The following is a 15,115-nucleotide window of genomic DNA, read 5'->3' as shown; positions in this document are numbered from 1 at the left end:
ACATAAACCCCTGAACTTGATGCATAGTTATTAGTAAAGGGGGCTAAAGCGTGTTCCGAAAAAGATTTCGAACGAAGAAATTCCGAAAAAAGGGGCCTCTTCCCACCCGAAAAGTATTTCTCTATTCATTTATCCTGTTCATCATATCAAGCATCATGACTCTTTGGTACGTGGACAAATCGATCGAACCCGTGATCATGAGTGTAGCGGAATATGAAATCAAACGGATTGCAACCGAAACGATTCATGAATCGGTTGATGAGAATATAGCCAAGGTTGACATGAACAAAATCATCACCAACACCAAGGGTGGTGATGACTCCAGTTCTTCCTATAGCTTCAATCCAGTCATATATAGTGAATTGCGGGCTAACATCACGAAGGATATTCAAAAGAAGCTTGGCATCAAACAGGGAAACCCTTTTAAAACAGGTTCAGCCAAAATAAATGATGAACAATATAAAAGTGTGGTGTATTATATACCATTTGGTGTCGTAACCGGGAATAACCTCCTTTCCAATTACGGACCTGAAATCCCAGTGAAAATGTCAGTCATCGGGAATGTTGAATCGGATTTGAGGACAAAACTGACAAACGCAGGCATCAATAATGTTTATTATGAATTGATTGTGGACTTTGATGTCAATATTCAAATCGTCATCCCCTCTTTCACGAAGGAGACAAAGGTGAGCCAGGAAGTGACCGTCGGAAGCCTGCTGATCGAAGGTGATGTTCCAAGTTATTTCAGTAACGGAAATGGTTCGGTTGCACCTGCCATCATGAAGGAAAACAAGGAATGAAAAAACCAGCTTATCCTTGAGGTTAGGCTGGTTCTTGTATATCGAGACATTTCATGATGAGCAAATGCAGGTTTTTATTCAAGTCCACTTCGTAGGGCTCTTTTATCTGCTCGCCATCTTCTTCAAGTATCCTTATCATGGGGCGGTTTCCTATCCCTTCATTTTGAGAGGATACTACCCCTTTCCTCCCATCATTCAATTCGACGGATAAACCATTGGGATAAATGGCAACCGCCCTCCGGAAAGCCTCGATGATCGTATTGTCGAACTTTTTCCCGACTCCGGCATAAAGGACTTCCAATCCCTGATGCGGCAGCATGGCCTTACGGTAAACCCGATTGGAAGTAACGGCATCAAACACATCGGCAACAGCAATGATCTTGCCAAAATAATGGATTTCATCCCCTTTTATCCCACGGGGATATCCAGATCCATCTAACCTTTCATGATGCTGATAGGCACAATTCGCAACTAAAAGTGAAACGGTATGAACATTTTTAATTAGATGAAATCCGTAATCGGCATGTTTTTGGATTTGTTCAAACTCCTTTTCCGTCAGCTTACCGGGTTTCCGGAGGACTTCCAAAGGCACGAGCATTTTGCCGACATCATGTAAAATCGCTCCAAGCCCAAGAATTTCGAGGTTCTTATTTTTGATATTCAATTCCAACCCGATCGCCAAGGTATATAAGGTCACATTGAAGGAATGTGTGAAGATATAGTCATCGTATGTATAAACGTCGGCCAATAAAGTCATTAGCTCTTTATTCCTTTTCAGCTCGCCCATGATGTTCCGGACTATTTGAGTTAATTTGACGTTAGCCTGCTCTATCGTGAATGATCCATCCAGGTTCATTTTATTTTTCATGTCCAGGAAAGTGGTTTCAATCGTATTAATGGCTTCTCTTCTAAGTTTCCCGGAAACTGGGGGCTTCGGAATAATGTCATCCGTCCTGGAATCTTGAATGTAAACAAAGGGAATATTAAGGGAAACCAGTCGATTGATCATCTTCTGCGTTAATGTAAGACCCTCGCACAATAGGATATGGCCCCGCTCATTATAGATGTTTTTACCGAGCCTTGCACCAGGACTTAGGGACTTTGTAATAGCTAGCCTCATACTTGTACTCCGTTTCCCCATTCAATATTTGTAATTCAAACCGATTCTTTCCTTTATAAGCTTTATCGGAACATATTTTGATAAATGAATCTGTTAGAACATATTTATTGAAAAAATATCAGCATTTACTTTGATAAAAAAATAAGGCCCCCTCCGGAAGAAAGAAAGCCCGCCTTTTCAAATCATTTTGATTAATGCCTCTTTACCAATCATTCCTGGATGTATGCCCTTTTCCACAGCCTCCCAGGTAACTGATTCAAGCGGCGCTTCCAATAACTCTTCAATCGATTTAACTCCTGTGGCCCTCCCTGCAAGGATTTTACGATCTCTCAATTTATCGTTCAGCAGTCCAACATCCAACGCACCGCACATTATATACCCTTTTTCGGACGCGACAGCAAGTAAATTCGTTTTCGGCAGTCGGACAGAAATGGCTAGGAATGTATGATTATCAAGAATTATTGGGATCATGTTAATCAATTGGTTTCGCCCCTTCCTTCCCCATACTTTATGAAAAAAAGGGCAAAACCGTGATTTCGTATCAGGGATTAGTGTATATTTTTTTCAGCTTCCATAAAAGGATATCCCGTAAGAATTCCGGCAGTAAGTATTCCTTGCGATTGGAGCGATGGATACTTGGAAAGAAGTGCCCGAACGTGAACATATCAGGTATTGCCAATTTATAGGACTTATCCGCCTGCAGTTTCTCTCCTTTTATAAGGATCCCTTTTACGATTCCATTCTCCATTTCGTTAAATTCAATTTGATCATAATGCATGACTCCCATGATTTTTCCGCGGAAACCGAAACCTTTCACCGGAATATGAGGCCACTCTTCATTTCTCGATTGCATTAAGATTTCCTTTAATTCATTCCCATCGACTTCAACGACGCAAGGATTGATCGGATGTGGGCAGATTCTGTGAATATCCCCTTTTGTGACAGGTCCCTTCGGAAGCCCTTCGAGCAGAAGACCTGCATTCAAAAAGGAACAATCCGCCTGACTCCACTCCCTTAGGGCCTCCCCAAGGATTTCCGTCAAAGGACTTCGTTTGAACCAATCATTATCCAGTGCCATCGGTAAGTCCACTGCAACCTGTTTTAGCGTTTTCCCTCCTGCCTGGTATATTTCTTCAATCCATGACCGTTCATTCTCCAATTCCAAAAAGTCATTGGTATCATAAAGAATGGCTCTCTTCTGGCTAATTTTCTTTTCCTGATTGACGGTCATTTCCACCTGTCCAACAAAGAAACCATATTTCCCTGCCCCGCAAAGGAGTGTGTCATTGATCAATTTACCTTGGTGGAGGATGTGGTGGGTATGCGCGCCAAGTATAATGTCAATCTCCGGAAAGTCCCTTGCCATTCTCTCATCATCATGGATGCCCAGGTGGGAAAGGATGATGATTACATCCGCCTCTGTTTTGACCCTTTCGAGCTGTGCCTTTAACTCCATGAATGGTTCCGCTATTTCCCAGCCCATCGCAGAATAAAACTTTTGAAAAAAGGCTGTCAAACCTATCATCGCGATTTTGGTGCCTTTTACCGTTGTATGTATCCAAAATGGAAGCGCCCATTCCGGCCTTTCATTATCACCGTAATAAATATTGGCTGCCAAGACCTTGAACCTTGCATGATCATATAAGGAGTCCAACGCATCATGAGGTAAAGTGATCCCTTCATTATTGCCGATGGTCACATATTGGTAGCCCGCTTCATTAAGCAGTTCAATATTTCCTTTACCCAACGTACCTTCTGTATATGGATGCCAGCGGTCCACATGATCGCCTATATCCAATATGATCGCTTCTTCTCCCGTTTCTTGATGAAGTTGTCTTCTTTCTTTAAGAAACTTATCAATACGAGGCCAATTCTCAAAATGACTATGGAGATCATTGGTGTGATATAAATGAATGATTTCTGACATCATTTTTCCTCCTCGTTTATCCTGTAATGCCTTGGTATATAAGACGTAAACCAATGATTATCAGCACTATTTTCAACATATTTTCCAGCGACGCACTCTTTAGGCGCGTATTTATGAATGCACCCATTTTAGCACCGAACCACGCACCCGGAATCAGGGCAAAAGCATATGGCCAATTTACATTTCCAAGGGAAATATGCGTAATCGAATTAGTGATGGAAGATAGAAATACCATGAACATCGAAGTCGCTACAGCCATATGCGGAGGGAAGAAGAAAAGAAGCATCATGACGGGTACCATTAAGGCTCCGCCGCCAATTCCAAATAACCCGGAGCTGAATCCCACGACAAAAGAAATCAATACAGCTAACAGGGGGTGGTAACCATAGGAAAATAAATGTCCATTTTCGGTTTTATACGTTTTCACTATTTTCCCTTTTCCAGGCTTGAAAAGCATGGGCTTCAAACGATTTTTCACTAATAACACGATGGCCATGAAAACCATGAAAATTCCAAAGTACAATGAAAAAGCTTCGGCGTTAAGGTTTTTATTCACATAGGCCCCCATTATTCCACCAGGTGCACTGCCAATAAAAAAGATTAAGCCGGCCTTATAATCCACCACCTTATGTTTTAAATAAGATAGAGTGGAAGATAAGCCGGTAAAAATCATGATTACGGTTGAAACACCAACGGCGACCTGTGGAGTCAGCTCATCGATAATATTTGTAGATGTACCTAAATATAAAAGGGAAGGCACGATGATGATGCCCCCGCCCAGACCGACAAGAGCGCCGATTGATCCCGCTAATAATCCAATACCCACTAATACTAACCATACCATGAAAAAATCCGCCTTTACCTGTTTGTGAGGATATACCTCTACTAGCTTGTCACATCATTTCATTATTCATTATATAATTCCTCTTAAAACAAACCAAGCTGCTTAGGAGCCAGCCCTTCATATTCTATACCAAGCAACTCAATCATTTGTTTGGCATTATCAGCGGCATCCCCGCCTGAGTTATTATTGAACAGGACATATAACTCCTTGGATTCCTTTTCCAATATCCTGATTTTCTCCACCCATTCAGTCAATTCCTGATGATTATATCGATATAGGTACCTGACCTCACGCCAATTATCCCCCGAAGCAGGCCTTTGCCAACCATGCAGGTTACGGCCATGAAAGCGCACCAGGGTTTTATCTTTATCGGTGGCATGCAGAACGACAGGAATGGATCCCTCTCCAGCCTGCGGCTCATCGCATACAGTATGGATCCAGCCTTCCTTTTCGATAAAATCCAAAGTTTGCTGGACTACGTTGGGCCTGTACCAGCTTTGATTCCGGAACTCTATGGCAACTGGGATATCGCCCATTTCAGCTTTGCACCATCGCAGGTAATTCACATTTTCACGTTTACAATCAAACCATGGCGGAAACTGAAATAAGACCATCGCGAGCTTGCCGGACTTCCGATATGCTTCCAGTGAGTCGCAAAACGCCTTGAACATCTCCTTCTTACTTTCAAATGGGATTTCCCCACGTTGATGTCCTGTCATCCCTTGGTAGGCTTTAACGACAAACTGGAAGGATGCTGGCGTCTCGGATACCCACTTTTCACTGTTCCTCTTTGGCTGGACTGCATAGAATGAGGCATCCACCTCCACAATGGGAAAATGAGCCCCGTACTCTTTGAGTTTATCACGTTGGGACACACCGCCATATAAACTATCATGATCACCCCAACCGGTCACACCAACATAAATCATCTGCATCATCACTCCTTTGGGACAGGACCATTTCCTGACTTCTTCCTTTATTATTTTTTACCCTTATTGAGCCATATCTAATCTTTCGTATAAGGGTGTGAATTTCAAAACAAAAAGCCTGCCAGTCAGACCCGGCAGGCTTTTGTATGAATGGTTATTCTAAATCGCCTTACAGGCAGGCCAGTCGGTCATTATCCGATGGAGCCTTCCATTTCGAACTTGATCAGACGGTTCATTTCAACCGCATATTCCATTGGAAGTTCTTTTGTAAATGGTTCGATGAAGCCCATTACGATCATTTCCGTTGCTTCTTGCTCAGAAATTCCGCGGCTCATCAAGTAGAACAATTGTTCTTCAGATACTTTGGAAACCTTCGCTTCGTGTTCAAGGGAAATGTTATCATTCAAGATTTCATTGTAAGGGATCGTATCAGATGTAGACTGATTATCCATGATTAATGTATCACATTCAATGTTGGAACGAGCTCCATCCGCTTTACGTCCAAAATGAACGATACCACGGTATGTTACTTTACCGCCCTGTTTAGAAATTGATTTAGATACAATCGTTGAAGATGTATTTGGCGCTAGGTGAATCATTTTCGCTCCAGCGTCTTGGTGTTGGCCTTTTCCTGCAATGGCAATCGATAATGTCATACCGCGAGCGCCTTCACCTTTTAAGATGACAGCAGGATATTTCATTGTCAATTTGGAACCGATGTTACCATCAATCCATTCCATTGTTGCATTAGCGTCACAAACCGCACGTTTCGTAACCAGGTTAAACACGTTGTTTGCCCAGTTTTGGATCGTCGTGTAACGGCAGTAAGCATCTTTCTTGATTACAATTTCAACAACCGCACTATGAAGGGAGTTAGTTGTATAAACAGGAGCTGTACAACCTTCTACATAGTGAACGGATGCGCCTTCATCAACAATGATTAGCGTACGTTCGAATTGCCCCATGTTTTCAGAGTTGATCCGGAAATAAGCTTGAAGCGGAGTATCCACTTTAACGCCTTTTGGTACATAGATGAATGATCCACCTGACCAAACTGCCGAGTTCAATGCAGAGAATTTATTGTCAGTAGGCGGGATCGTTTTCCCGAAATGCTCACGGAAGATATCTTCATTTTCACGAAGTGCTGAGTCCGTATCTTTAAACACGATACCCAAGTCTTCCAATTCTTCTTTCATGCTATGGTAAACCACTTCAGATTCATATTGGGCAGATACACCGGCAAGGTATTTTTGTTCGGCTTCAGGAATTCCCAATTTATCAAAAGTCTGTTTGATTTCATCAGGAACTTCATCCCAAGATTTCTCTGATTTCTCTGATGGCTTAACATAGTATGTGATTTCATCAAAGTTCAGGCTTTGCATGTCGCCGCCCCATTGAGGCATTGGCATGTTGTAAAAATGCTCCAATGATTTCAAACGGAAATCAAGCATCCATTTCGGTTCATCCTTCATTCGAGAAATTTCTTCCACGATTTCTTTTGTCAGACCACGCTTTGAACGGAAGATGGAAACATCTTTATCCGCAAAGCCATATTTATAATCGCCGATATCAGGCATTTTCTTTGCCATAGCTCGTATTCCTCCATTTCAAATGGCTGAATTACAACAGCTCATTTTAATTTAATTATTCCTTCAATCCCTTTTCCATGGCTTTCCAAGCTAGGGTAGCACACTTGATTCGGGCAGGAAATTTAGAAACACCCTGAAGGGCTTCAATATCCCCAAGGTCCATCTCATCGTCGTATTCTTTTCCCTGAATCATTAAGGAAAAAGTCTCGGACATCGCTAGAGCAGTTTCAACGTCTTTGCCCTTAATGGCTTGAGTCATCATGGAAGCTGAACTCATGGATATCGAACAACCATCACCATCGAATTTAACATCGCTGACCTTGCCATCTTCAATCTTCATCGTTAAACGAATCCGATCGCCGCAAGTTGGATTATTCATATCGATTGTCATGCTTCCATCTTCTAGCATGCCCTTATTACGAGGTTTCTTATAGTGATCCATAATGACTTGACGGTAAAGTGTATCAAGATTATCAAAAGACATTACTGAAATACTCCTTCGTTTTAACAAGCCCGGACACAAGCTTATCAATATCTTCTTCCGTGTTATATAGATAGAAACTTGCTCTTGCTGTCGCTGATACGTCAAGCCATTTCATTAATGGCTGTGCGCAGTGGTGACCGGCACGGACAGCAATTCCATCTGCATCAAGAACGGTAGCGACATCATGTGGATGTACGTCATCAATATTAAAGGTAATTACACCAGCACGCTTTTCTGCATCTTTAGGACCATAAATGGTCAGCCCTTCAACTGCTGACATTTTCTCCATTGCATAAGCGGCGAGCTTATGTTCATGCCGTTCAATATTATCCAAACCGATTTCCTCCAAGAAATCAATGGCAGCCCCCATGCCGATGGCGCCGGCGATGATTGGGGTACCGCCTTCGAATTTCCACGGGAGTTCTTTCCATGTAGACTCATACAAACCTACAAAATCAATCATCTCTCCGCCGAATTCGATCGGTTCCATTTTTTCTAGAAGATCTTTCTTGCCATATAATGCGCCGATGCCTGTTGGACCGACCATTTTATGACCTGAGAAGGCAAAGAAATCACAATCCAAATCACGGACATCCACTTTTAGATGCGGCGTGCTTTGTGCCCCGTCGACTACCATTACAGCATTGTGATCATGGGCAATTTGGGCGATTTCCTTCACAGGATTGATAACGCCAAGCACATTCGAAACCTGCATGATGGACACGATTTTCGTTGCTTCCGTAATTGTAGCCCTCGCATCGTCAACGGAAATCGTGCCATCCTCCTGAAGCGGAATATACTTCAATACAGCGCCTTTTTCTTTGGCAAGCTGCTGCCACGGAATGATATTACTGTGATGCTCCATGTAAGAGATGACGATTTCGTCACCCTCTTTAATATTTGCGCCACCGTAACTTCTTGCTACAGTATTCAAAGCAGTCGTTGTGCCTCTGGTAAAGATGATTTCCTCTGTAGAAGAAGCATTAATGAATTTACGTACCTTTTCACGAGCACCTTCATACGCATCCGTAGCTTTTGTTCCTAGTGTATGCACCCCGCGGTGAACATTCGAGTTATAGCCGCGGTAATATTGCTCAATCGCTTCAATCACTGCAGCCGGTTTTTGAGAGGTTGCAGCACTATCTAAATAAACTAATGGCTGACCATTGACTTCTTGATCTAATATTGGAAAAAGCTTACGAATTTCGTATGGGTTCATTACTGTACTTTCCTTTCAATGACCGCTACTAATTGTTTTTTGACTCCCTCAATTGGAAGCTCGTTAACAACAGGGGCCAAGAATCCGTGAATGACAAGTCTTTCTGCTTCTTTCTTTGTAATACCACGGCTCATTAAATAATACAGTTGAAGCGGGTCGACACGGCCTACGGAAGCAGCATGACCAGCCGTTACATCATCTTCATCGATCAAGAGGATCGGATTGGCGTCCCCGCGTGCTTTTTCACTTAACATCAATACGCGTGACTCTTGTTCGGCATTGGCCTTTGTAGCACCATACTCTATTTTCCCAATTCCATTAAAAATGGAGGATGCGGATTCTTTCATGACACCGTGCTTAAGGATATAACCCTCAGAGCGTTTGCCATAATGAATGATGGCAGTCGTGAAGTTCTGCTTTTGTTCCCCGCGTCCGACTACAACGGTTTTTGTATCACCGTGAGAGCCATCGCCCATTAGATATGTTGTATTGTCTGAAATCGTATTTCCGTCGTTCATCAGGCCAAGCGCCCACTCAATACGGGCGTCACGTCCAGCCACTCCACGGCGGTTAACATATGTCGTGAAGCCTTTAGAAAGGGTATCGACCGCACCATATTGGACCTTGGCATTCGCATTTGCAAATACTTCAGTTACGATGTTGGCAACACCTTCGTTAGACTCAACGGTTGAGAAATAGTTCTCTACATATGTGACAGAGCTATTATCTTCAGCTACGATCAAGACGTGGTTGAAAAGTGTAGTATCTGGATTATCCAAAAGGAATACCGATTGAATCGGCTCTTTGATTTCTACATTTTTCGGAACATAAAGGAATGCTCCCCCATTAACTAATGCAGCATGAAGTGCTGTTAAACGATGCTCATCTATTTTAACGCCGTCTTTCATGAAATATTTTTGCACGAGCTCAGCATGATCACGAGCCGCTGATAAAATATCCGTAAAAATGACGCCTTGTTCTTTCACATTTGCTGACAGATTGATATGTGCCGGCGTATTATTGCGTTGGATGTATAAGTTTTCATTTTCTTCAATGATGGACTTAATTTCTTCCGGAAGCTCCTCTAAAGAGGCAAAAGCTTCACTCTCAACCGTATGAGTTTGGAAAGAAGTGAAATTCCATTTATCGATTTTCGTTTTGTCCGGCTTTGGCATCGGGAGCTTTTCTAATTCAGAAAACGCTTGAATCCGAAGCTCGGATAGCCAAGCTGGATCATTATTTTTAGTTGAATAGGAGCTTATATCCTCTTGTTCAAACGGTAATTTCGTTTCTGTAGTCATTGCAAATCCTCCTACTTACGCTTCTTCGCCAACAGTTTCGTCTTCAATGCCCAATTCTTGTTTAATCCAGTCATAACCTTCCGCTTCCAAGCGGGCAGCAAGTTCAGGACCGCCTGATTTTACGACACGCCCTTGCATCATTACATGTACAAAATCAGGAGTGATGTAATTTAATAGACGTTGGTAGTGAGTGATGATCAAGCATCCAAAGTCTTCTCCGCGCATTTCGTTGATACCTTTTGAAACGACTTTAAGTGCATCGATATCTAGACCTGAATCAATTTCATCCAAGATTGCAATTTTAGGTTGGATCATCATTAATTGAAGAATCTCGTTGCGTTTTTTCTCTCCGCCTGAGAAACCTTCATTCAAATAGCGTTGCGCCATATCTTCATCCATTTCAAGGAATTCCATTTTTTGGTCCATTTGACGGATGAATTTCATCAATGAAATTTCATCGCCTTCTTCACGGCGTGCGTTAATGGAAGAACGTAAGAAGTCTGCGTTTGTAACACCGCTGATTTCACTTGGATATTGCATAGCTAGGAATAGACCGACACGAGCGCGCTCGTCTACTTCCATCTCCAAAACATCTTCACCATCGAATGTGATGCTTCCGCTAGTTACCTCATATTTAGGGTGACCCATGATTGCTGATGATAAAGTGGATTTACCAGTTCCATTTGGTCCCATGATCGCATGGATTTCTCCACCTTTAACTTCAAGGTTTACCCCTTTTAAAATCTCTTTGCCTTCAATTGATACGTGAAGATCTTTAACCGTTAATGTAGAAGCTGACATAATAATACCTCCGTGAACTAATTCCAATTTTATTACCAGAAAGTAAAGATTACTTTCATTACTATAATTTACGTAAAAGCATTCTCACTTTATTCTCATTCCAATTTTATAACAAATCCAATTTGGAATCAACTAAATAGATAGGGGTTTCTACTTCTGCCATGTTAAAAACCTGTCCAATTCTTACAATACTAACAGATATGGCCTGTTTACTGCATATTCATACTTATTTTAGCTTTTGTTAAAATTATCTTATTATTCGGCAAATCTTCGTCCTTATTACTATATGTTCAAAGAATTCGATTGCAAGGTATGAACGTTCCGCTTTAAAAAGAAAAAAATCGGACTGTCAGGTATTATGTAAGTTTATCCAATAAGGAAACCCTTATTTTATGGACCACTTTCCATTTTACCTCTACAGACCGATCTTTTAAAGAATTCTTTTATATGCTTAGCCGTGAATTTTGCGTTGTAGGTCCTGGACCATTTTGTTGCACTTTACATGTTCCCTATCCCGTTCTTTCTCAACCTCGATACGGAGGTCTAAGTTTCTACTGTACTCACTGTAGCCAACCCCATGTGAAGACTGCATCGCCTTTTCCATTTCGCTTGTTACATTTAGATCCAGAGTATTGATAGTGAACCATCCTTTCAAATTTGTGTATCAGTTTTTCACCTTCATTATCTATATACCCTTTCCGTTCCTGATTAAACATGAAAGAAATTAAATTAAGGTGCAGACTGAAACAACCTGGATCATCATTATCCGAACTTAGAGAAGTGAGGCACTTTATTATGGAAATCCTAACCAGCATTGAACGGAATACAGAATGTAGGTGAAAGTGATTCTATCTGATTGTTTAGTCTTAGTGGATTGGAGCGGGTGTTCGAGACTCCTGCGGGAAAAGCGAGCCAAGGGAGACCCCGCAGGCGCAAAAGCGCCGAGGGCGGACCGCCCGCGGAAAGCGAGTGCCTGAAGTGGAAAGTAACGTTCAAATTTTGAAAACCTAAAAATCTAAAAAACTGTAGACAAACTAAAAATCATGAGCGACGCACTATGTGAAAGCTGAACGGACAAACCAGCTCGCTTATTTATTTATGCGTCAGCAGACCGTAACGGATTTGTGCTGGGACGATAGTAATACCCGGAAATACTCGTATTAAGAGCCTCTGATTGAACAAGTGATTAAGAAAGCTGGAAAACCTGAAGCTGTTGACGCAGATTCCGCAACCATGACTATGTGTAATATGAGAGTTATCTCCTGCCCATTGGCACTCAACAACAAATATAGAGGGTTATTATCGGTATAAATCCACTAAAAAAAGGTTGCGGAATGAGACCATTCCGCAACCTTTTTGTTGTTAAACTGCGATCTGAGTTAAATCAGGTCGCCTTTCTCGAATTATTTATCCGCCGGTACAACTGCACCTTTGTATTCTTTAAGAATGAAATCTTGAATTTCTTTAGAATGCAATACTTCTACAAGCGCTTTGATTGCTTCTTTATTTTCGTCACCTTTGTTTACGGCAATGACATTCACATAAGGTGATTCGGAATCTTCAATCGCAATCGAATCTTCAAGCGGATTCAAACCGGCGTCAATTGCATAGTTGGAGTTGATCAAGACTGCATCGCCTTCGCCGCTCTCATAAATTTTAGGAAGCAGGGCCGCTTCATAATCGGCATCGAATTTAAGGTTTTTCTTATTTTCAACGATGTCTTTCGTTGTAGCCGTCGTTTTATCGATGCCTTCTTTCAAAGTGATCAGGCCATTCTTTTCCAAAAGGGATAAAGCGCGTCCATGATCAGCAACAGAGCTGCTCATAATAATTGTTGCGCCTTCCGGAAGTTTATCAATGCTTTTATATTTTTTTGAATATAGAGCAATCGGCTCGATATGGATTCCGCCAGCATTGACGAAGTCATATCCATTTTCTTTAATTTGCCCCTCTAAATATGGAATGTGTTGAAAGTAGTTAGCATCCAATTCCTTATCATTCAACGCCTTATTCGGTAAAACATAGTCCTGGAATGTTTCGATTTCCAAATCGATTCCTTTTTCTTTAAGAAGCGGTTTAGCTTCCTCAAGGATTTCTGCATGAGGAACATTGGATGCCCCTACAACTATTTTCTTCGATTCTTTTTCCGTATCGCTGCCGCTTTTATCCTTTTCACTTCCACAAGCAGCCAAAGCGATAGATAACACTAAGATTAATGCAAATCCTAAAAACTTTTTCATCCTATTCATCTCCCTTTATCTTTTGTCCAATTTAGATGTAATCACATCTCCAATAATTTGAATTATGAAGACGATAATTAGAATAACGATCGTCGCTACAAGCGTAACGTCATTTTGATTTCTTTGATAGCCGTCCAAATAGGCTAGATTACCAAGCCCGCCTGCGCCGATGACCCCGGCCATCGCGGTATATCCAACCAATGCAATCGATGTTACCGTAATCCCGGAAATAAGGGCAGGCATCGACTCTGGAAGAAGGACCTTCCAAATGATCGTGCTCGTTTTTGCCCCCATCGATTTAGCGGCTTCAATTACACCTTTATCGATTTCACGGAGGCCGATTTCAACCATACGCGCATAAAATGGGGCCGCACCGATAATAAGTGCCGGCAGTGCAGCGTTCTCACCGATCATGGAACCGACAAGCGCTTTAGTGAAAGGAATGAGCAGCACGATCAAAATAAGAAATGGAATGGAACGGAATATATTGACGACAGCACTCATGACTCCGTTGACAGCCCGGTTTTGCCACATATTACCCTTCCCTGTCAGGAAAAGGATCAATCCTAGTATTATGCCTATAAAAAAGGTTGCCACTACAGAGACGCTTGTCATGTAAAGCGTTTCTTTCGTAGCTTCAATGATGTCTTCCCAATCAACATTCGGCAATAATTCTTCAAGCATGAGTAATCACCTCCACGCCTACCTGCTGTGCTCTAATGAATTCGATTGCGCGGAGCATTTCATCCTCTTTGCCATCTAGATGGATAAACAATGTTCCATATGAACCGCTTCTTGTTTGGGATATCTTACCTTGAACGATATTGACATCCAACTCGAAGTTACGTACAAGCTTGGTGATCAATGGGCTTTCTGCATGATCACCTACAAAGGTCAATTGAATCACTTTGCCGGCTGGATAGCGTTCGAGCAAATGGTCCATCGTTTCTTTCGTTTCTTCCGGTTCCGTTACCTGTTGGACGAAACGCTTCGTCATTTGTTCTTTAGGATTCTTGAAGACATCCAGGACAGGACCCTGTTCAACAACCTGCCCGCTTTCCATCACGGCGACGCGATGGCAGATTTTACGTATTACATGCATTTCATGCGTAATCAAGACGATCGTCAATCCCAAACGCTGATTGATGTCAACAAGCAATTCGAGTATGGAGTCGGTAGTCTGCGGATCCAATGCAGAAGTCGCTTCATCACACAGCAGAACTTTAGGGTCATTTGCCAGAGCCCTGGCTATTCCCACCCTTTGCTTTTGCCCTCCGCTTAATTGCGAAGGATAGGCCTTTTCCCTGCCTTCAAGTCCGACTAACTTGATCAATTCGTTCACACGCTTGGTGCGTTCAGGTTTAGAAACTCCTGCAATTTCCAAAGGGAAAGATATATTCTCCTGAACGGTCCTTGACCATAATAGATTGAAATGTTGGAAAATCATGCTGATTTCTTGACGGGCCTTACGGAGCTGAGCCCCTTTAATTTTTGAAATTTCCTTTTCAGCCACCACAACGGATCCCTCTGTCGGTGTTTCCAATCCATTGAGCATTCTGATCAAAGTACTTTTCCCCGCTCCACTGTAACCGATGATACCGAAAATCTCGCCTTTATTTATTTCAACATTCACATTATTTACAGCCTTGATCGTCTCACTGTTTCCTTTTCCTGTTCGGAACAGCTTACTGACTTTCGTCAATGTAATCATTAACCCTCACCTCTTTTATCCAATAAAACCTATGAACTTAGTTGATTTCTCTACATTATTAGTCTGTTTCTCCTATCATGTAAAAGTTTTCCCAATTAAAATAGAAAAAACCTTTCTGCATGAGCAGAAAGGCAGGTGAAGAAACAGGCC

Annotated in this window: 15 protein-coding genes; 1 reads left to right on the top strand and 14 read right to left on the bottom strand. The window is 42.0% G+C overall.

Annotated features, from left to right (window positions below; all coding sequences use genetic code 11):
- The first annotated feature begins 50 nt into the window (after positions 1-50).
- Positions 51-800: a sporulation protein YunB gene (gene yunB / locus AC1DIV_RS09425; RefSeq protein WP_048688241.1), complete on the top strand. Its 750-nt coding sequence runs from the start codon at positions 51-53 to the stop codon at positions 798-800.
- A gap of 22 nt (positions 801-822) precedes the next feature.
- On the opposite strand, the gene AC1DIV_RS09420 is transcribed toward yunB, so the two are convergent.
- The 14 genes from AC1DIV_RS09420 to AC1DIV_RS09355 form a co-directional block, all read right to left on the bottom strand.
- Positions 823-1,920: an HD-GYP domain-containing protein gene (locus AC1DIV_RS09420; protein WP_340878037.1), complete on the bottom strand. Its 1,098-nt coding sequence runs from the start codon at positions 1,918-1,920 to the stop codon at positions 823-825.
- Between the two features lie 177 nt (positions 1,921-2,097).
- Entirely contained in the window at positions 2,098-2,400 is a 303-nt protein-coding gene (locus AC1DIV_RS09415; RefSeq protein ID WP_034310161.1) for a YunC family protein, read from the bottom strand.
- A 61-nt stretch (positions 2,401-2,461) separates the two neighbouring features.
- On the bottom strand, positions 2,462-3,847 hold the full coding sequence (locus AC1DIV_RS09410) for a bifunctional metallophosphatase/5'-nucleotidase (RefSeq protein WP_340878038.1): 1,386 nt from the start codon (positions 3,845-3,847) through the stop codon (positions 2,462-2,464).
- 16 nt (positions 3,848-3,863) lie between these two features.
- Positions 3,864-4,691 (bottom strand): sulfite exporter TauE/SafE family protein, encoded by an 828-nt coding sequence (locus AC1DIV_RS09405; protein WP_340878039.1) that lies wholly within the window; start codon positions 4,689-4,691, stop codon positions 3,864-3,866.
- Between the two features lie 83 nt (positions 4,692-4,774).
- Positions 4,775-5,620 (bottom strand): DUF72 domain-containing protein, encoded by an 846-nt coding sequence (locus AC1DIV_RS09400; protein WP_340878040.1) that lies wholly within the window; start codon positions 5,618-5,620, stop codon positions 4,775-4,777.
- 191 nt (positions 5,621-5,811) lie between these two features.
- Positions 5,812-7,209, bottom strand: coding sequence for a Fe-S cluster assembly protein SufB (gene sufB, locus AC1DIV_RS09395; protein ID WP_323596210.1), 1,398 nt, complete (start codon positions 7,207-7,209; stop codon positions 5,812-5,814).
- A gap of 55 nt (positions 7,210-7,264) precedes the next feature.
- On the bottom strand, positions 7,265-7,693 hold the full coding sequence (gene sufU / locus AC1DIV_RS09390; protein ID WP_323596211.1) for a Fe-S cluster assembly sulfur transfer protein SufU: 429 nt from the start codon (positions 7,691-7,693) through the stop codon (positions 7,265-7,267).
- Positions 7,683-8,912, bottom strand: a complete 1,230-nt coding sequence (locus AC1DIV_RS09385; protein ID WP_048688225.1) for a cysteine desulfurase — start codon at positions 8,910-8,912, stop codon at positions 7,683-7,685. Before AC1DIV_RS09385 ends, sufU begins: the two co-directional genes overlap by 11 nt.
- A complete protein-coding gene (sufD, locus tag AC1DIV_RS09380; RefSeq protein WP_034310144.1) occupies positions 8,912-10,213 on the bottom strand; it encodes a Fe-S cluster assembly protein SufD in 1,302 nt (433 codons plus the stop codon). The genes AC1DIV_RS09385 and sufD overlap by 1 nt, the downstream gene beginning before the upstream one ends.
- A gap of 15 nt (positions 10,214-10,228) precedes the next feature.
- A complete protein-coding gene (gene sufC / locus AC1DIV_RS09375) occupies positions 10,229-11,014 on the bottom strand; it encodes a Fe-S cluster assembly ATPase SufC (RefSeq protein ID WP_034310141.1) in 786 nt (261 codons plus the stop codon).
- 451 nt (positions 11,015-11,465) lie between these two features.
- Positions 11,466-11,606, bottom strand: coding sequence for a YuzK family famiily protein (locus tag AC1DIV_RS09370; RefSeq protein ID WP_474200037.1), 141 nt, complete (start codon positions 11,604-11,606; stop codon positions 11,466-11,468).
- A gap of 811 nt (positions 11,607-12,417) precedes the next feature.
- A complete protein-coding gene (locus AC1DIV_RS09365; RefSeq protein WP_251540413.1) occupies positions 12,418-13,254 on the bottom strand; it encodes a MetQ/NlpA family ABC transporter substrate-binding protein in 837 nt (278 codons plus the stop codon).
- A gap of 15 nt (positions 13,255-13,269) precedes the next feature.
- The gene (locus tag AC1DIV_RS09360) at positions 13,270-13,938 is read right to left on the bottom strand and encodes a methionine ABC transporter permease (RefSeq protein WP_034310130.1); all 669 of its coding nucleotides are present in this window, start codon (positions 13,936-13,938) and stop codon (positions 13,270-13,272) included.
- On the bottom strand, positions 13,931-14,965 hold the full coding sequence (locus tag AC1DIV_RS09355; protein ID WP_340878043.1) for a methionine ABC transporter ATP-binding protein: 1,035 nt from the start codon (positions 14,963-14,965) through the stop codon (positions 13,931-13,933). The genes AC1DIV_RS09360 and AC1DIV_RS09355 overlap by 8 nt, the downstream gene beginning before the upstream one ends.
- Positions 14,966-15,115: the final 150 nt, after the last annotated feature.

The sequence above is a fragment of the Peribacillus sp. 05N428 genome (assembly GCF_056397085.1).
Note: the sequence above shows the minus strand (reverse complement) of the source record. Positions and strands in the feature narration are given on the sequence as shown.